We start from the raw sequence: 18210 nt of genomic DNA, 5'->3' as shown, positions 1-18210 counted from the left end.
AACTTCTGAAAGTATACCTTATTTTTCATAAAATGACAACCAGAAGAAATCACTCCTGTACTGCTTGCTCACTTTCCTGTGCCGCACGTTCTCTTTTCTGTTCTTCCCGCTCCCGCTTCGAAAATACACAGCCACAATAATCCTGCCGGTACATGCCATACTCTGCCGAAATTACGGTAGAACGCTTATAGCCATCCCGTTTCTTAAAATCCGAATATAAATAACGAATATCATATTCTTCTGCCAGCCTTCCGCCAATCTCATTTAACTTTGCAGCATTCTTCATGGGACTGATAGACAGCGTTGTCGTAAAATAATCACAATTTAATTTTTTCGCATACTCTGCCGCTTCCCGCAGTCTTAATTCATAGCAGTGGAAACACCGTTCGCCACCCTCCCGGATATTTTCATAACCTTTTACTGTTTCATAAAAACGCTCCGGTTCAAAGTTTCCTTCCACAAAGGAGACCGCATATTTCGTTGGAAATTCTTTAATAAAGCGTTTCTGCTCCGCTGCTCTGTGATAGTATTCATCCTCAGGATAAATATTGGGATTATAGTACAACACCGTAATATAAAAATAGTTGGAAAGATACTCTAATACATAAGAACTGCAGGGTGCACAGCAGCTATGAAGTAAAAGTTTCGGAACTTCTCCTCTTTCTTCTAATCCGGCAATCGTTTCATCTAATATTTTCTGGTAATTTTCTTTCATCGCATTTACCTTTCCCATTCAAAATTTCTGTCGATTCTGTTCCTATTATAATCTATCCTTTTCTTCTGTCAATCCGGGTGACCAATCTCATTTTTTCACATATATTATCCTATAAACTTCTATCAGGTGAATACCATGTGCTCCATCCTTGAATTGTCCAATATAGATTATATTTATCATACGAAAGACGGCGAAACCAAGGCTCTGTCCAATATCAGTTTTACTTTATCCAATGGAGAATTTGTTGCTATTGTAGGTCCCAGTGGATGTGGCAAATCAACACTTTTATCCCTTATCTGCGGTCTCCTTGTCCCATCCGGCGGCAGCATTTCCTTCATGGGACACCCCCTGCAGTCAAAGGATATCTTAAATATGGGATACATGCTCCAGAAAGACCATCTCTTAGAGTGGCGTACCATCGCATCCAATATCCAATTAGGGCTGGAAATCCAGCACAAAATGACACCAGAAAATCTTGCTTATGCCAGCCGGCTGTTAGAAACTTATGGACTTGCCGATTTTGCTGCAAAACGTCCTTCTGAGCTTTCCGGCGGCATGCGGCAGCGGGCTGCCCTGATTCGGACCCTGGTACTTCGCCCGGAGCTGCTTCTCTTAGATGAACCCTTCTCGGCATTAGATTATCAGACCCGCCTTAATGTCAGCAATGACATCGGTACCATTCTGCGGCAGGAACATAAAACCGCCATTCTTGTAACCCATGATTTATCCGAAGCAATTTCCATGGGAGACCGTGTCATTGTCTTAAGCCACCGGCCGGGCACAATCCGCTCCATTATACCCGTTTCCTTTGAGTCAGATCTTACGCCTTTAGAGAAACGGAATGACAGCCATTTTAAATCCTATTTTAACTTAATATGGAAGGAATTTAATCAAAATGAATAACCCATCCTCTGCACAGCTTATGTACTTACGGCAATGCCGCAGGCATCAGCTTAAAATAAAAATCTGTCGCATCCTGATTCTTATTGTCTTTCTATTGCAATGGGAGCTTTGTGCCAGATATGGAAAAATCGACCCTTTTATTTTCAGCAGTCCCACCAGACTTATCATCTGCTTCTACCAGATGATTACCGGTCAGAAGCTCCTTTATCACATTGGAATCACCCTGTTTGAAACCTTAAGCAGCTTTTTCTTTGTTATTATTTTAACATTACTGATTGCTACAATCCTCTGGTTTTCCAAAACCTTATCCGAAACCTTAGAGCCTTATCTTGTGGTTTTAAATTCCCTGCCAAAATCCGCGCTGGCTCCACTGCTGATTGTATGGCTGGGCGGCAATTACAAGACCATTATCATCACCGGTATGTCCGTAGCTATCTTTGGCTCTATTCTGAGTCTTTACACTGCTTTTTGTGATATGGATAAAGAAAAGATTCTTCTGATAAAGACATTAGGCGGCACCCGTAATGATGTCATGTTTAAAATTATGCTGCCGGGCTGTGTTCCCACCCTGCTTTCTATTATGAAAGTCAACATCGGTCTTTGTCTGGTTGGTGTTATCATCGGTGAATTTATTGCAGCAAAAAAAGGCTTAGGCTATCTTATTATTTATGGCAGCCAGGTTTTTAAATTAGACTGGGTCATCTTATCGATTCTGATTCTCTGTCTCATTGCCATGCTGCTCTATCAGCTGATTGGAAGTTTTGAGAAGCTCTGCTTAAAGAGGAAATAAAGAAAGGCGGTATGAATTGCACCTGCTCTTCATACTGCCTTTCTCTTTCTTACTTTACAGGAAATTACTTATGAATTTTTATGCTTCTTCGATTTCTTCAAAGTCACAGTAATCTGCACCTGCTTCAGAAGCAAACTTAAAACTTACTTTCTCGCCCTGATATTCCACGGTAAAATCACCTTCCATATCAAGGAAAGAATGTGCCTGGGCTATATTATCCAGGAATTCTGCCATATCTGCCGGAAAGTCTTTTGCATCTGCCTCTACGCTGCACTCTTCTTCTAAGATTTCCTGCTCCACAAAGAGACGCAGGGTAAAATCATCCAAATCACTTTCATCATCAAAATCTACACCCTGAAAATAATGATTGCCGCAATTTTTAAATAAGTTCTTTACATAAGAGGTACTGGATAAAATTCTCGACTGGGATACATCCTCTGCCTCAAGATAAATATGATAGGTTATCTTCACCTGATTTTCTGCCATGGTATCTTACCTTCCTTCTTCTGCCTTGATCTGCTCTAAGAACAGCATTTCTAATTTATAATCCCGGTCCAGTTCCAACTTTTCCACATTCTTCTTTGGAATGAAGCCGCCAGCCATTGCCGGATGTCCGCCACCATTTCCATAATCTTCTAATGCCTTTGCTACAACTCTTCCGGCATCTACACGATTTAATGCACTCCGGACAGAAAACTTAATGCCGTCAGAACGGATTGCATAAATCACGGAAATATTAACTACATCAAGAGATAAAATAAAGTCTGAAATAATTGCAATCAGTGCATCCGGACAATCAAACGGAATGGATGCAAATCCCACATCATCATAAATGTGGATGTTATCGATTGCTGCACCATATGCCTTTAAATCAGAAAACTCCATTACATTTACATACATGGATTTTAACTCTTCCACATCTGCCATCGGATAGATGTATGCAAACATATCCACATCAAGCTTTGTTGTACCCCGGACAAAGTCATCCGTATCCATCTTGATACCATATGCAAGTGCTGCCGCCACATGCCGGCTCATTGGTGTATTGGTAAGATAAAAATACTCTGCAATCATAGTGGCACAGGCTCCTACACGGCGCACATCTTTATAAGCATATTCACAAGCAATTACTGTCGGATGATGGTCAATACATGCCACCTCATCTCCGATAAAATCGGTCAGATTCGCATTATATTTCTGTGAGTCTACGGTAACAATATAGTCCTCTTTCTTCATATCATCCAAATCTTCTTTAGACAAAATATCAATATGAAATGTGTCAAACATCTTTCTTGTACTCAGGCGTTCAATCTTACCATCATAACAGATATCTGCTTTAATCCCATGGTAATTTAAAAAATGCTGTAAGCCAAAGGCACTGGCAATCGCATCCGGATCTGGAAAATTATGTGTCTGAATATAAGTTCTGTGTCCTCTTAATAACTCTACTAATTGTAAGGGATCCATGTTTTATCTCCTGGTATGATTTCTTCTTATTTTAATATAGAAAGCGGATTATTTTCCTTCTGGAATTTCAATGCAAACAAAGCTGCCCCATAGCATAAAATTCCAATCAGCATAAATATTACTTTACCGGAAATTATTCCAACGACAATCTCTGCTGCTGCAACAATTCCATGCAGCCAGACAGGAAGGTTATGCAGACATGCAGCAAGTCCCGCTTCAATCAACACTACAATACATACGCTCACTACCGGCATCTTCCATACCAGTATACCCAGTACAATTTCCAATACGGCAAAAACCACAAATACACATAACATAATCAGCGCGCTGTTTTCCTTTAATTCTGCAATCGTAAACTGACTGTTCTTCTTTGCATAATTTTTCTTTGCGCTGTTGATTTTCTTCTTCATATTCTTCTTACTGTCCTCAGTTTTCTTTCCCCCTGAAACAAATTCCTTCACTTCCATGAAAAAAACTTCCTCCTTGTAATGATTTCCCTTTTCATAAGCCGGTTCATCTTTCTCCGGTTCTTACACATCTACGCCCATTATACCAAGTAACCTTTGAAAGAACAACTTTTTTCAAAAAAACATTGCAAATTTATTTTTTTCTATATATAATATTATAGTATGATTTTAATAAATAAAGGGTTGTCTGAGGAAAATATTCTATTTCGCATATAACCAGATTATTCTGCTTCCGTGGCTCAGTTGGTAGAGCGGCGCATTCGTAATGCGTAGGTCAGGGGTTCGAGTCCCCTCGGGAGCTTTTTTTGTTGTCTAAAAATAATCTAAAAATAGTATTGACATTTCTCTTTCAATTTCTCATAATACTCCTTAGTGAGTTTATTATTATTAAACTTCAAATACATTATTAGCTTCATTTTGTAAAAACTATGTAAAATCACTTTTCATGGAAAGGAAGTACAAAATGGATATTGGAAATAAAATCAAGGAGCTGCGGATTCTCTACGGTCTCACCCAGCAGGAACTGGCTGACCGTCTGGAATTATCCAAAGGATTTATCTCCCAGTTAGAGCGTAATCTTACATCTCCTTCCGTGGGTACACTTTTAGATATTATCCAGTGTCTCGGCACTACGCCGGCAGAATTTTTTGCAGATGATGAACCTGCACAGCTTGTCTTTAAAAATGAAGATTATTTTGAAAAAGAAGATGCGGAACACAGGAGCTTAATCGAATGGATGGTTCCCGGTGCCCAGAAAGATATGATGGAACCGGTACGTCTGACGCTGAAGCCCGGCGGCACATCAGACATCTATCTTCCACATGAGGGAGAAGAATTCGGCTATGTACTTAAGGGCTCCATTAAAATCATATATGGTACCCGTACTTATACTGCAAGACAGGGGGAGTCTTTTTATCTTAAGTCCAATAAAAAGCACCATATCGAAAATACCGGCAGGAAAGATGCCGTTCTTATCTGGGTTACAAACCCACCAAGTTTTTAGGAGGTTATGATGGGCAAGAAATTAATACAATTAGAAAATATTACCAAAACTTATGACGGAAATATGATTTTGGATGACTTAAATCTTTATGTAAAGGAAAACGAATTCTTAACACTGCTGGGACCTTCCGGCTGTGGAAAGACTACTACCCTGCGTCTTATCGGTGGTTTTGAGACACCGGACACCGGACGTATTATTTTTGATGGAAAAGATATTACTTCTCTTCCGCCAAATGAGCGTAAATTAAATACCGTATTCCAGAAATACGCACTTTTTACCCATATGAGCATTGCAGAAAATATTGCTTTTGGGTTAAAAATCAGCAAGAAAAGCAAGGCTTATATTCAGGATAAAATCAAATATGCCTTAAAGCTTGTAAACTTAGACGGTTATGAAAACCGCAGCATTGATTCCTTAAGCGGTGGCCAGCAGCAACGTATTGCCATTGCCCGTGCCATTGTAAATGAACCAAAGGTGCTCCTTTTAGACGAGCCTTTGGGTGCACTGGATTTAAAAATGCGTCAGGACATGCAGTACGAACTGATTCGTCTGAAAAATGAACTTGGCATTACTTTTATCTATGTTACCCACGACCAGGAAGAAGCCCTTACCATGTCAGACACCATTGCTGTCATGAATCAGGGCTATATCCAGCAAATTGGTACTCCGGAAGATATTTATAATGAGCCGGAAAATGCATTCGTTGCCGACTTTATCGGAGACAGCAATATCATTGACGGTATCATGATTGAGGATAAATTAGTCAGCTTCTTAGGCATCAAGCACGAATGTGTCGACACCGGTTTTGGTAATAATAAACCGGTAGACGTAGTCATCCGCCCGGAAGATATTGAGATTGTAGAAGCCGGCACCGGTTTTATGGATGGTGATATTACTTCTGTTATCTTCAAGGGTGTCCACTATGAAATCGAAATTATGGCTGGCGGCTATGAATGGCTTGTTCATACCACCAAATATTTTGAAACCGGAAGCCATGTAGGAATGAAGGTAATTCCTTTCAATATCCAGATTATGCATAAACCGGAATCCAGTGACGAAAAGGCGGTGGAACTCGATGCATAATGCCAGAAAAAGACTTTTAGCCGGACCTTATCTGGTCTGGATTATTGGATTTACTGTACTTCCGATTCTGATGATATTATATTACGCATTCACCAACAGTGACGGTGGTTTTACCTGGGCAAATATTGCTGCAATTGCAGACCCGGTACATATAAAAGCACTCCTGCTTTCCTTAAAGCTTGGTATCTTATGTACAATTGTCTGTCTCCTGCTCTCCTACCCGCTTGCCATGATATTAAATAGTCTTCATATCAAGCATCAGAGCTTTGTGGTATTTATCTTCGTCCTGCCAATGTGGATGAATTTTATGCTGCGTATTTTAGCATGGCAGATGTTACTTTCCAATAATGGAATTATCAATGGATTTCTTTCCATTTTCGGCATCCCGAAGCTTCATATGTTAAATACCCAGGGAGCCGTTGTATTTGGCATGATTTATGATTTTCTTCCATTTATGATTATGCCGATTTACAATTCCATAGTACGTATCCGCAAAGAAACCATAGATGCGGCAAGGGATTTAGGTGCCAACAGTTTTATCACCTTCTTCCGTATCATTCTGCCGCTTACTTTGCCTGGAATTGTCAGCGGAATTATTATGGTATTCGTGCCGGCACTTACCTCCTTTGTTATTTCAGACCTTTTAGGTGGAGGTAAAGTACTTCTCATTGGAAATGTTATTGAGCAGTCCTTCATGCAGGGTTCCTACTGGAATTTAGGTTCCGGACTTTCCATTGTACTTATGATTTTTGTTTTAATCAGTATGGCATTTATGAATCGTGCCGGTGAATCAGGAGGGCATGCAGTATGGTAAAGAAAAGTTTATCAAGAATTTATCTTGCAATTATTTTCCTGTTTCTGTATCTTCCAATTGGAGTTCTGATTGTACTTTCCTTCAACAACTCCCTCTCCCGTGTAAAATGGGGCGGATTTACGACAGAATGGTACCGCAATCTTGTTTCTGACCCGACTATTATGAATGCCTTTTATACCACGATTCTGATTACCGTTGCATCTTCCGTGATTGCTACAATAATCGGAACCATGGCAGCAATCGGAATCAGTGCCATGCGGAAAAGGAACCGTCAGATTATGCTTGGTGCAACTAACATTCCACTTCTGAATGCAGATATTGTTACCGGCATCTCCCTGATGCTGCTTTTTGTCCGCTTTACAGAGCTTGGAACATCAACCGTATTGATTGCACATATTACCTTTGACATTCCATATGTCATTTTAAATGTACTGCCTAAGCTTTCCAACACCTCATCCCATACCTATGAGGCCGCCAGAGACTTAGGTGCAACACCACTTTATGCATTTTTCAAAATTGTATGGCCGGATATCAAGCCTGGTGTATTCTCCGGTTTTCTGATGGCCGTGACAATGTCCCTAGACGATTTCTCCATCACCTATTTTACCAAGGGTGCCGGTGTCAATACATTGTCCACCATGATTTATACCCAGCTGCGTAAAGGTATTATTCCTGAGATGTATGCGCTATCTACTATTTTATTCTTCCTTGCACTGGTACTTCTTCTGATTATGAATTACCGCAGTGTCAAGGATGCGAAAGGAAGGTCTTAGGAAATGAAGAAATTCTTATTTTCATTTATGCTTATTGCTGGTCTCCTTACTCTTTCCGGCTGTGGACAGAAAGAGGATGAAAATGCACTTGTTATTTTAAATTATGGAAAATATATAGAGCCGGATGTTATCCAGCAATTTGAAAAAGAAACCGGTATTACCATCAAATACGAAGAATATGAAAGTCCGGAGGAAATGTATACCAAATACAAAGCGGGTTCCATCAAATACGATTTAATCTGTACCTCCGACTATATGATCCAGAAGCTTATCAATGAAGGTGAAGTCTTAGAAATGGATTATGATAATATTCCACTTTACGAAAACATCGACCCGACCTATGTGGAATTTTCCAAGGCCTTTGACCCGGAAACGAAATACACACTACCTTATTTCTTCGGCACACTGGGTATTCTCTACAATAAAACCATGGTAGATGAAGCTGATATGGACAGCTGGAATGTTCTCTGGAATCCGAAATATAAGGGACAGATTATCATGGAAAATTCCGTCCGCGATACCTTCGTTCCTGCACTCCGGCTTTTGGACTATTCCATCAATACTACGGATGAAGATGAATTAAACGAAGCACTTTCCATGCTTTGTGACCAGAAAGATTTAGTCTACTCCTATCTGGTAGATTCTTCTGCCGATGAAATGATTGCCGGAAATGCTGCCATGGCTCTTATTTATTCCGGAGAGGCTGCCTATGCACAGGATTATAATGATGATCTTGATTATGTGGTTCCGAAAGAAGGGTCTAATATGTGGATGGACTCCTGGTTCATTCCCAAAACCTGCCAGCATAAGGATGCTGCAGAACAGTTTTTAAATTACCTCTGTCGTGAAGATATCGGTATGGAAAACTTTGACTATGTCTGGTATGCTACACCAAACACCGCTGTTTATGACGAACTGGATGAAGAGGTTCAGGAAAGTACTACTATTTTTTCCGATCAGGAAACTTTAGAAAACTGTGAAATTTTTAACAGTCTTGATGTCCCGGCTACGGAAACTTATGACTATCTCTGGAAGAAATTAAAATCTTACTAAAATATTCTGGTCTCTAAAAGATTAGAAATTTTTTAGAAAAATTTCATATTACGTTTCTTGTTATTCAAGACACAAGATGATATATTGAAAGTCCATTGGAATAATCCATGGACTTTCTTTTCTATTTATTCATTTTTACCATTTCTAACCAGGAGGTCTTTATGACATATCAACAATTTCTTACTGAAATCCAGTTACAAATTCATTCTCTGTTTGATACAGATGTTACGATTCAGCTGCATAAAATCCAAAAAAATAATGGCGTTACTTTGGATGGACTCACTATTCTGCAAAAGGGCTGCAACATTTCTCCCACTATTTATCTCAATGATTATTACAAAGAATATCAGGCAGGGAAAAGCATACATAACATTATTTTACATATCCGGGAAATTTACCGGGCTTACCGTCCCAGCAGCTCTGTCGATGTAGCATTCTTTACTAATTTTGAAAATGTACGGCACCGCATCCTTTTTAAACTGATTCACTATCAGAAAAATGAGGAACTCCTCAAAGAAATTCCTCATTTTCGTTATCTTGATTTTGCAGTTGTTTTTTATTGTCTTTTATCTAGCTCAAGTCAGGGAAACGCCACTATTCTGATTCGTTCCACTCATCTTTCCTACTGGAACGTCTCCGCAGATGCGTTATATTCTTATGCCTTAGAGAATACGCCGGCACAGCTTCCTGCTGATTTTGAACCATTAATGCCATTACTCAATAAGCTTATGCCAATGCCCTTTCCTGCCGATAGCATGGAAGAAGAATCCGAAACACCGCTTTATGTATTAACCAATAAAGCCAGACTCTATGGTGCTTCCTGCATTCTCTATCCAAATCTTTTAGATTCCATTGCAGATAAGCTCACATGTGATTTTTATCTAATTCCAAGCAGCATTCATGAATTTCTGATTCTTCCTGTTCTGCCCGGAACCTGTATACAGGATTTAAATGCTATGATTCATGAAGTAAATTCCACTCAGGTTGAGGAAGAAGAAATCTTATCCGATCACGCTTATTTCTATTCCCGCTCTGAAAAGCTTCTTACTTCTATGCCAGAAGAAAGGACTACAATCTAGCATATAATTTTTCATATTCCTTTGCAGAACTGGACCAGGAGAAATTCTGCTCCATGCCACGTCTTGCGATATCCAGCCACCCGGTCCGGTTCTCATGGAATACCTGATATGCATAAAGAAGACTGTCACGCATTTCATGAGCATTATAATTGGAAAAAGTAAAACCGGTTCCGGTATGCTGATACTCATTATATGGCTCTACGGTATCCTTTAAGCCACCGGTCTCGCGAACCACAGGTACTGTTCCATAACGAAGGCACATCAACTGGCTCAGACCACAGGGTTCAAATAAAGATGGCATCAAAAAAGCATCTGATGCTGCATAAATTCTATGTGCTGCTTCTTCGGAATACATAATATTTGCCTTCAGTCTGTCCGGATACCTGCTCTCATAATAACGGAACATATTCTCATAACGTTCCTCTCCGGTTCCTAAGGCAACAATCTCAAATTTACCGGAAGAAAGCAGTTCATCCATCATATAATCTACCAGTGCAAATCCCTTCTGCTCTGTCATTCTTGAAACAATTCCAACTAACATCACATCATCTGAATACGGAAGATTCATATCCTTTAAAAGTGCCTGCTTATTTTTCCGCTTGCCCTCTTCTAAATCATTGGCATCATATAAATAAGCAATCTTTGGATCCGCTTTCGGATTATATTCATTATAATCGATTCCATTAATAATACCGCTTAATTTATAGCTGTTACTGCGAATGAGACCATCCAAGCCTTCGCCACCATCCGGAGTTGTTATTTCATAAGCATATGTAGGACTTACCGTTGTTACAGCATCTGCATATACAATACCACCCTTCAGATAATTTCCCTCTCCATACGACTCTAATTTGTCCGGTGTAAAAAGAGCATCCGGCAATCCGGTAATATCTTTTACTGCCTTTAGATTCCAGCGCCCCTGAAACTGTAGATTGTGTATCGTAAATACCGTTTTCATATTCTGGTAAAATACATTTTTCTTATAGATATTCTCCAGATATACCGGAACCAGTCCCGTCTGCCAGTCATGGCAATGAATAATATCCGGCTGGTAATTCATATGCGGCAATGCTTCTAATACTGCCTTTGAGAAAAATGCAAATTTTTCTACATCTTCGTAAATATTATTATATGGTCTGTCTCCCGCAAAATAGAATTCATTATCAATAAAATAATACTGGATTCCATCTTCCTTTGCCTCCAGTATTCCTACATATTGTTTTCGCCAGCCCAAATCTACATAAAAATGCAATATATGATGCATTTTCTTACGCATATCCTCACGGATACACATATACTTCGGCAGCATGACGCTGACTTCATATTCATTTTTTGAAAAATATTTTGGCAGTGAACCTGCTACGTCTGCAAGGCCGCCTGTTTTGATAAATGGAACTGCCTCTGATGTAACAAATAATACCCGCTTCATTTCTGTTACCCCCAAATCTGATACCCTTTTTACAAATACGCAGTGCATCTCGAAAACCCTTGGTTTTCTCGATGTACGGGCATTCGCCCTATTTACGCTCACACTCGCAAATCCGCTGCGCTTTCTTTCGCAGTGCATCTTCGAAAGCCTACAGCTTTCTCGATGTACGGGCATTCGCCCTATCAGCCGACAGAAATACGCGATACTTTGTGCAAGCACAGTATCGCGTATTTCTGTCGGCTGCACTGCTCATTGCTTACGCTCATTATACCACGTTATGGGGGAGCAGAAAATACCTAAAATGTCTGATTCAGACACCATATTTTTCTGCCGTTTTTGTAGAAACCACCCTTTTAATACGTTTTATATTCCAGGCGGATTCTGTCTGCAATCAGTGCTATAAATTCTGAATTTGTCGGTTTACCTTTTCCATTGTTTATCGTATACCCAAACAGCTCATCAATCGTGTCCATTTTGCCACGGCTCCATGCCACCTCTATTGCGTGGCGGATAGCACGTTCTACGCGGCTGGCTGTTGTCTGATATTTTTTTGCGATTGTCGGATAAAGTATTTTTGTAATGGAGTTAAGCATTTCAATATCATTTACCGACATAATAATTGCTTCACGCAAATACTGATATCCTTTGATATGTGCCGGAACTCCTATTTCATGTATAATATTTGTCACTTTACTTTCCAGATCCTCCGGTTTTGCCGAAGGCTTTTTCTCATATGCTCCGACTTTTTTTGATTCCGCAGCATTCATTCCCCGGAGCACTCTTGTACTTTTTATCCGATTGATAATCATATCATTATCGAAGGGCTTCATAATGTAATAATCCGCCCCCAGATTAAATGCATCTTCTGTAATCCGGTCCTGTCCTACCGCACTGATAATAATAAAACTAGGACATTTTCTTATGGATTTATCTTTTTTTACTTTTTCTAACAGTGCAAGTCCGTCAAGTTTTGGCATAACTATATCCAATAAAACAACATCCGGCTGTTTATGTTTGATAATCTCATATGCTTCGACCCCGTTCTTTGCCGTACCAACCACCTGCAAATCCTTATCGCTGGCTACGATTTCATCTAAAAGCTGTACCATTCTCTCGTTATCATCTGCAATTGCTACATTTAATTTTTCCATGTCAAACCTCCTGCCGTTTCCACTCTTTTGTACAAAGATGAAACTACTTGTATTTAAACACAACTTTTCTGTCGTTTCAAGCTAAAGCGTTCATCTTATTTCGACATCAATATTGCCCGGAAGACAACGGCTGCCTTCTTCCCCTTATACATTTTGTATCATAATTATATCCTGATATAAATTATGTCGAAACATGTCGTTAAATTATAAACTGTTTTTTCTTATGGATTCGACGTTTTCCCCACTTCTAACATATCCTCAATAAAAATACCATACCCCTTCTTTGCATCATCGACGAACACATGGGTAACTGCACCTATCAGCCTTCCGTTCTGAATCACCGGGCTGCCGCTCATTCCCTGTACAATACCTCCGGTGCTCTCTAACAGTGCCGCATCCTCTACTTCAAATAAAATGCTTTTGTTTTCCTTATTCTTCCGATAATTAACTTCCGTAATTCTTATCTTATAATGCGCTATCGTTCCGTCGATATCACTGATAATTTCTGCTTCTCCAGGTTCAATATCCTGCTTATAACCAACCGGATAAGCTACGGCATTTTCCAGCAAATTATTTTTTTCATGTAATATTCCATAGATTCCTCGTTCGCAGTTCTCCTCAATATCTCCCATACAATATTTTTCTTCATAATTAATGACTCCTGATAATTCACCCGGTTTACCGGATTCTCCTTTTACGATTCCCACCAGTCTGCTGTTATAAAGTTTTCCCGTCCCCACTTCCAGCATACTTCCGGTATCCATGTCTGTTACCGCATGTCCCAGTGCCCCATAGCTTCCATCCTGGCTGATATAGGTAAGTGTTCCGATTCCTGCCAGATCATCCCTTACCCAGACTCCTAATTTATACGTTTCTTCTTTTGATAATTTCGGCTGTATATATAATTCTAATGTTTCTCCATTTCGACGTATCCGAAGCACTAAAGATTTTCCTTCACATTTATCGACAGCATCCATTAACGCCTCCTTATTTTCAAGCTTTTTTCCATCTACTGCACAGATATAATCTCCACTCTTTAAAACATTCTGTGCCGGTGCATACAGTACTCCATCCATCCCTTCAAAATTTCCCGTTCCGATGACAAAGATGCCATCCGTCTGCACATAAATACCAATATTTTCCCCGCTGGCATAGACCTCCTGTTCCGCTACAATATCTGCCTGCACCTCTTTTATTGGTATAATTCCAAAGAGCTTCGCTCGTAAAACAACCGTATCTGAAGCCATATCTATTTCATTTCTTTCGGCACCGGCCTTGTCCATGCTGCTTTGCAGCTGCTGATTTTCCATTACAGATGTATCGATAAATCTCTTTCCGGAATCCCGGCATTCGAAGGTCACCGGCATGGAAATGTCCAGTTTACTTAAATCACCATCGATAAGTTTTACTTCATCCGGAACCATATTTAACATAAGCTGGTAAGCAAATACCAGCCAGACAATCACTATAATCTGCCATATATTTTTTATGCTTTTTCTTATTAATCTCATCCGCATTATATTTTCCTCACTACAGGCATAATAACTACAGGAAACTCTCTTTACAGCTTTCCCGCGTAAAATAAAAACAGGATATTCATTGAATATCCTGTTTTTATTATGTGTATTATTGTTTGATTCAATCGTTTATTTTTTAGCATTTTGTGCCAGGTTAAGCATTTCTCTTGCACTTTCCAATACGGTGTCTGTAATCCTCACTCCACCAAGCATTCTTGCTAATTCCGTTACCTGCTCATCCTCGGTGAGTCTTCGTATGGTAGAAATGGTTGTCTCATTTTCTACGGATTTTTCAATACTGAAATGGGCATCTGCCATTGCAGCAATCTGCGGCAGATGTGTGATGCAGATTACCTGATGATGTTCTGCAATCATATGCATTTTTTCAGATACCATCTGCGCCGTCCTTCCGCTGATTCCTGTATCAATTTCGTCAAAAATCAAGGTTTCTATTTCATCATTTTTAGCAAGCACTGTTTTTAATGCCAGCATAATTCTTGATAATTCTCCACCGGATGCTACGCTGCCAAGTGGTTTTAATGGCTCTCCCGGGTTGGTTGCAATGACAAATTCCACTTCATCAAAGCCATCTGCTCCAAAAGTCTCTTTCTGTTCAAATTTCATTTCAAAACGAACATCTAAGAAGTTCAAATCTACTAACTGCTCCCTGATTTTTTCTGCCAGTTCCTTCGCATATTTTTTGCGGATTGCAGATGCTTTTTCTGACTGCTTCTGCAATGTTTCTTTTAATGCATTTTCCTGTTGCAGCAGCTTCTTATGATACATATCAAAATTTTGCAATTTTTCTGCCTTTTCCTGCTTTTCCTCTAAGGATGCTAAAATTTCATCTATCGTATGACCGTATTTTGCCTTCAGATGATTGATTTCATCCAGACGCTGTTCTGTCCCGGCAAAAGTCTCATCATCAAATTCAGCCTCATCCATATAGTCTGCAATTTCCCGGTTCAAATCATTCAAAAGATTATCAATTTCCAAAAGTTCATCTGCCATCCCACGAATTGCATCATCATAATCTGCCACAGATGACAATTCTCTATGAGCTCTTCCGGTCAGCTCCGATGCACTGCCGTCTTCCATGCTGAGTAATCCATGGGCTGCATGAATTGCTTCCATAATTTTCTTTCCGTTCAGAAGCTTCCGGTATTTTGTTTCTAAAACTTCATCTTCGCCAGCTGTTAATGCAGCTTCTTCAATTTCATGGATTTCATATTCTAAAAGAGATAATTCCCGCATCCGGCTCTCTTCATCCAGAGAAGCTTCTTCTAGCTCTTTCGTAACTTCACGGTACTTTTTATAAGTTTCTTTCAACTCACTTTTGATGTCCGACAGTTCATTTCTTGCATAATCATCAAGGATTTCTAAATGCTTCTGTTTCTTAAGCAGCGACTGGTGTTCATGCTGTCCATGAATATCAATCAGCAACGCAGAAACTGCTTTCATCTTTGATGCCGGAACACTTTCCCCATTGATTTTGGCGATGCTTCTTCCTCCAGAAATCTTTCTGCTTAAAATCAGCATATCATCCTCCGGATAAACATCAAGCCCGGAAAGTGCTTTCTTTAAAGCATCTGATTCTACATCAAAAATCAGCTCCACAAAGGCATTCTCCTCATTATCCCTTAACATCTCTTTGGATACTTTTTCTCCCAGAGCCAGATTAATGGAACCAATGATAATTGATTTTCCGGCTCCCGTCTCTCCGGTCAGGATATTTAAACCTTTTTCAAAATCGACTTCCGCCTCATCAATGAGTGCCAGGTTCTTAACATGCAGGTTTCTTAACATATTTTCTCCTTCTACTCTCTCTCGTCTTCCACTCTAATCTTCCATAATCCGGCGAAGACGTCCCATTAACGCCGTGGTATCCTCTACGGTACGGACAGCGCACATAATTGTATCATCTCCAGCAATGCTTCCTACTATTTCATGACAATCCATGGCATCCAATGCTGCCGCAACTGCCATTGCCATTCCGGATACCGTCTTAATCACAAGAATATTCTGTGCCATATCCATAGATACAAAACCATCCCGGAATACACGGACATACTTTTCTGTCATGTCCTCCCTATTTTCAGATAAAGCTACATATTTCTGACGGCCATTGCTCAATGCTACCTTAGTCAGTTTTAACTCTCTGATATCCCGTGAAACCGTTGCCTGTGTCACATGATATCCTTCCTGCTCCAACTTTGCTGATAATTCTTCCTGTGTGCCTATCTCATTCTTCTGAATTAATTCCAGAATCTTTGCATGTCGTCCTATCTTCATTACAGTCCCTCCTGTTATGTATAATTCTGCATCTTTTTCCGCAAAATTTCAAGGAAACTAATCTTACTCAAACGAATAATCCCTACGGATTCTTCTGCCTTATGCACTACAATCTTGTCACCAACCTTAAGTTCCACTCCGGAATCTCCATCGAAGCTCACTTCCACCTGCTCATCCCGCTGGCTTCTCCGCATGCCTACTTCAATGGTAATTTCATCTTCCGGTCCGATTACAATGCTCTTGGAATTCAACGTATGTGCATTGATTGGTGTCAACAGCAAAAGGTTGGCTTTCGGATCCACAATAGGGCCACCTGCCGACATACTATAACCGGTGGAACCGGTTGGTGTTGCCACAATAATTCCATCCGCCTTAAAATTATAGAGATACTCTCCATTTACATAAACATTCAGATTCACAATCTGAAGTGCTCCCGTACGATGGATGACCACATCATTTAACGCAACCCTCTGAATCTTCTCTCCGCCACTTTGTACGGTATATCCATCTAAAAGCATTCTCTGCTCTATGGTATAACGGTCAGCCATCAATTCATCAATTGCCGGGAATATCGTATTCTCTTCTACCTCACACAGATATCCAAGCTTTCCTAAATTAATTCCCAGCAGCGGAATATTTTTCTTTACCAGATTGCGTGCCGCACGAATTAATGTTCCATCTCCACCAATAACAAGCACCGCCTCGGTTTCTGTTGGAATTTCTTTTTCCACTGCTTCCGCTTTTTCTTCCTCAAAGCTGGCAAAATAATCACAGGTTCCACCCTTACGTCTGATGTAATCTATAATCTGATTGGTAAAAATAAGTTCATTGTCTTTTTGTGCGTTTACAATTATGAAAAAATGCTTCATATATCTAGGACAATGATGTATGTGCCGCCTCTACGATGGCCTCCACATCAATGGTCTCCTCCTTCTTGCTCTCGCTGTTTTTCTCAATATATACCAGATATTCAATATTTCCCTCCGGGCCCTTAATCGGTGAATAGGAAAGATTATGAACAGAAAATCCATTTTCCAACGCAAAATCAATTACCTTATGGATGACTTCCTCATGTACCTTTGGGTCACGGACAACACCTTTTTTTCCTACTTTTTCCCTTCCGGCTTCAAACTGCGGCTTAATCAGGCAGACCATTCTTCCACCGTCCCGCAGCAGCTCCCTTGCCGGTACCAGCACCTTGGTAAGAGAAATAAAAGATACATCAACGGATGCAAAATCAAGGACATCTGCAATATCTTCCGGCGTCACATAACGGATATTGGTTTTCTCCATGCAGACAACCCTTGGGTCATTTCTTAATTTCCAGGCAAACTGTCCATATCCTACATCTACAGAATATACTTTCACTGCACCATTTTGCAACATACAGTCAGTAAACCCACCGGTGGATGCGCCGATATCCATGCAGACCATTCCCTCTAAAGAAATATCAAATTCCTTCATTGCTTTCTCTAACTTCAGTCCACCACGGCTGACATATTTTAATGTATTTCCCCGGACTTCAATCTCTGCCTCTGTATCAAAATTTGTTCCTGCTTTATCCTCTCTCTGTCCATCCACAAAGACATTTCCTTCCATAATCATAGTCTTTGCTTTTTCCCTGGATTCTGCCAGCCCTTTTTGTACCAAGAGAACATCCAATCTTTCTTTCAT

Annotated in this window: 19 protein-coding genes and 1 tRNA gene; 9 read left to right on the top strand and 11 right to left on the bottom strand. The window is 40.1% G+C overall.

From position 1 onward, the window contains the following. Positions 1 to 49: 49 nt before the first annotated feature. The gene (locus DXB39_RS01880) at positions 50 to 733 is read right to left on the bottom strand and encodes an epoxyqueuosine reductase QueH (protein WP_117841117.1); all 684 of its coding nucleotides are present in this window, start codon (positions 731 to 733) and stop codon (positions 50 to 52) included. Positions 734 to 850: 117 nt separating this feature from the next. On the opposite strand from DXB39_RS01880, the gene DXB39_RS01875 reads away from it, so the two are divergent. Together DXB39_RS01875 and DXB39_RS01870 are read left to right on the top strand one after the other, a co-directional pair. Next, positions 851 to 1618, top strand: coding sequence for an ABC transporter ATP-binding protein (locus tag DXB39_RS01875; RefSeq protein ID WP_117841118.1), 768 nt, complete (start codon positions 851 to 853; stop codon positions 1616 to 1618). Then, positions 1611 to 2408 carry an ABC transporter permease gene (locus DXB39_RS01870; RefSeq protein ID WP_117841119.1) on the top strand — a complete coding sequence of 266 codons (798 nt, stop codon included), beginning with the start codon at positions 1611 to 1613 and terminating at the stop codon, positions 2406 to 2408. The genes DXB39_RS01875 and DXB39_RS01870 overlap by 8 nt, the downstream gene beginning before the upstream one ends. Before the next feature lie 78 nt (positions 2409 to 2486). Here the strand turns inward: DXB39_RS01870 and DXB39_RS01865 are convergent, their stop codons facing one another. Genes DXB39_RS01865 through DXB39_RS01855 form a run of 3 tightly spaced genes read right to left on the bottom strand, consistent with a single transcriptional unit; the run spans position 2487 to position 4342 of the window. Next, entirely contained in the window at positions 2487 to 2894 is a 408-nt protein-coding gene (locus DXB39_RS01865; protein WP_022243212.1) for a hypothetical protein, read from the bottom strand. Between the two features lie 6 nt (positions 2895 to 2900). Continuing rightward, positions 2901 to 3875 (bottom strand): DHH family phosphoesterase, encoded by a 975-nt coding sequence (locus DXB39_RS01860; protein ID WP_117841120.1) that lies wholly within the window; start codon positions 3873 to 3875, stop codon positions 2901 to 2903. A gap of 26 nt (positions 3876 to 3901) precedes the next feature. Continuing rightward, on the bottom strand, positions 3902 to 4342 hold the full coding sequence (locus DXB39_RS01855) for a hypothetical protein (RefSeq protein WP_022243214.1): 441 nt from the start codon (positions 4340 to 4342) through the stop codon (positions 3902 to 3904). Between the two features lie 228 nt (positions 4343 to 4570). Between DXB39_RS01855 and DXB39_RS01850 the strand changes: the two genes are divergently transcribed. From DXB39_RS01850 to DXB39_RS01820, 7 genes are all read left to right on the top strand, one after another. After that, positions 4571 to 4643 (top strand) — tRNA-Thr (locus tag DXB39_RS01850). 162 nt (positions 4644 to 4805) lie between these two features. Next, entirely contained in the window at positions 4806 to 5345 is a 540-nt protein-coding gene (locus DXB39_RS01845; RefSeq protein ID WP_022243215.1) for a helix-turn-helix domain-containing protein, read from the top strand. A gap of 9 nt (positions 5346 to 5354) precedes the next feature. Beyond that, entirely contained in the window at positions 5355 to 6428 is a 1074-nt protein-coding gene (gene potA, locus DXB39_RS01840; RefSeq protein ID WP_117698571.1) for a spermidine/putrescine ABC transporter ATP-binding protein, read from the top strand. Further along, positions 6421 to 7242: an ABC transporter permease gene (locus tag DXB39_RS01835; RefSeq protein WP_117841121.1), complete on the top strand. Its 822-nt coding sequence runs from the start codon at positions 6421 to 6423 to the stop codon at positions 7240 to 7242. Before potA ends, DXB39_RS01835 begins: the two co-directional genes overlap by 8 nt. Then, positions 7236 to 8015, top strand: coding sequence for an ABC transporter permease (locus DXB39_RS01830; protein WP_117698573.1), 780 nt, complete (start codon positions 7236 to 7238; stop codon positions 8013 to 8015). Before DXB39_RS01835 ends, DXB39_RS01830 begins: the two co-directional genes overlap by 7 nt. 3 nt (positions 8016 to 8018) lie before the next feature. After that, on the top strand, positions 8019 to 9068 hold the full coding sequence (locus DXB39_RS01825) for an ABC transporter substrate-binding protein (protein ID WP_022243219.1): 1050 nt from the start codon (positions 8019 to 8021) through the stop codon (positions 9066 to 9068). Between the two features lie 161 nt (positions 9069 to 9229). Further along, positions 9230 to 10147: a DUF5688 family protein gene (locus tag DXB39_RS01820; RefSeq protein WP_117841122.1), complete on the top strand. Its 918-nt coding sequence runs from the start codon at positions 9230 to 9232 to the stop codon at positions 10145 to 10147. Here DXB39_RS01820 and glgA read toward each other — a convergent pair. From glgA to DXB39_RS01785, 7 genes are all read right to left on the bottom strand, one after another. Then, the gene (glgA, locus tag DXB39_RS01815; RefSeq protein WP_117841123.1) at positions 10137 to 11576 is read right to left on the bottom strand and encodes a glycogen synthase GlgA; all 1440 of its coding nucleotides are present in this window, start codon (positions 11574 to 11576) and stop codon (positions 10137 to 10139) included. The two genes, DXB39_RS01820 and glgA, sit on opposite strands and share 11 nt — an antisense overlap. Positions 11577 to 11929: 353 nt before the next feature. After that, entirely contained in the window at positions 11930 to 12727 is a 798-nt protein-coding gene (gene spo0A, locus DXB39_RS01810; protein WP_117841124.1) for a sporulation transcription factor Spo0A, read from the bottom strand. Between the two features lie 221 nt (positions 12728 to 12948). Further along, complete coding sequence (gene spoIVB, locus DXB39_RS01805; protein WP_158565932.1) at positions 12949 to 14238, bottom strand: SpoIVB peptidase; 1290 nt, start codon at positions 14236 to 14238, stop codon at positions 12949 to 12951. A gap of 135 nt (positions 14239 to 14373) precedes the next feature. Further along, complete coding sequence (recN, locus tag DXB39_RS01800; RefSeq protein ID WP_117841126.1) at positions 14374 to 16050, bottom strand: DNA repair protein RecN; 1677 nt, start codon at positions 16048 to 16050, stop codon at positions 14374 to 14376. A gap of 33 nt (positions 16051 to 16083) precedes the next feature. Beyond that, the gene (gene argR, locus DXB39_RS01795) at positions 16084 to 16536 is read right to left on the bottom strand and encodes an arginine repressor (protein WP_117841127.1); all 453 of its coding nucleotides are present in this window, start codon (positions 16534 to 16536) and stop codon (positions 16084 to 16086) included. A gap of 14 nt (positions 16537 to 16550) precedes the next feature. Further along, positions 16551 to 17405: an NAD(+)/NADH kinase gene (locus DXB39_RS01790; RefSeq protein WP_117841128.1), complete on the bottom strand. Its 855-nt coding sequence runs from the start codon at positions 17403 to 17405 to the stop codon at positions 16551 to 16553. Positions 17406 to 17409: 4 nt separating this feature from the next. Next, positions 17410 to 18210: a TlyA family RNA methyltransferase gene (locus tag DXB39_RS01785; protein ID WP_117841129.1), complete on the bottom strand. Its 801-nt coding sequence runs from the start codon at positions 18208 to 18210 to the stop codon at positions 17410 to 17412.

This window comes from Roseburia sp. OM03-7AC, assembly GCF_003462625.1.
GTDB lineage: Bacteria > Bacillota > Clostridia > Lachnospirales > Lachnospiraceae > Roseburia_C > Roseburia_C amylophila.
This window is presented reverse-complemented; position numbering and strand designations above follow the sequence as displayed.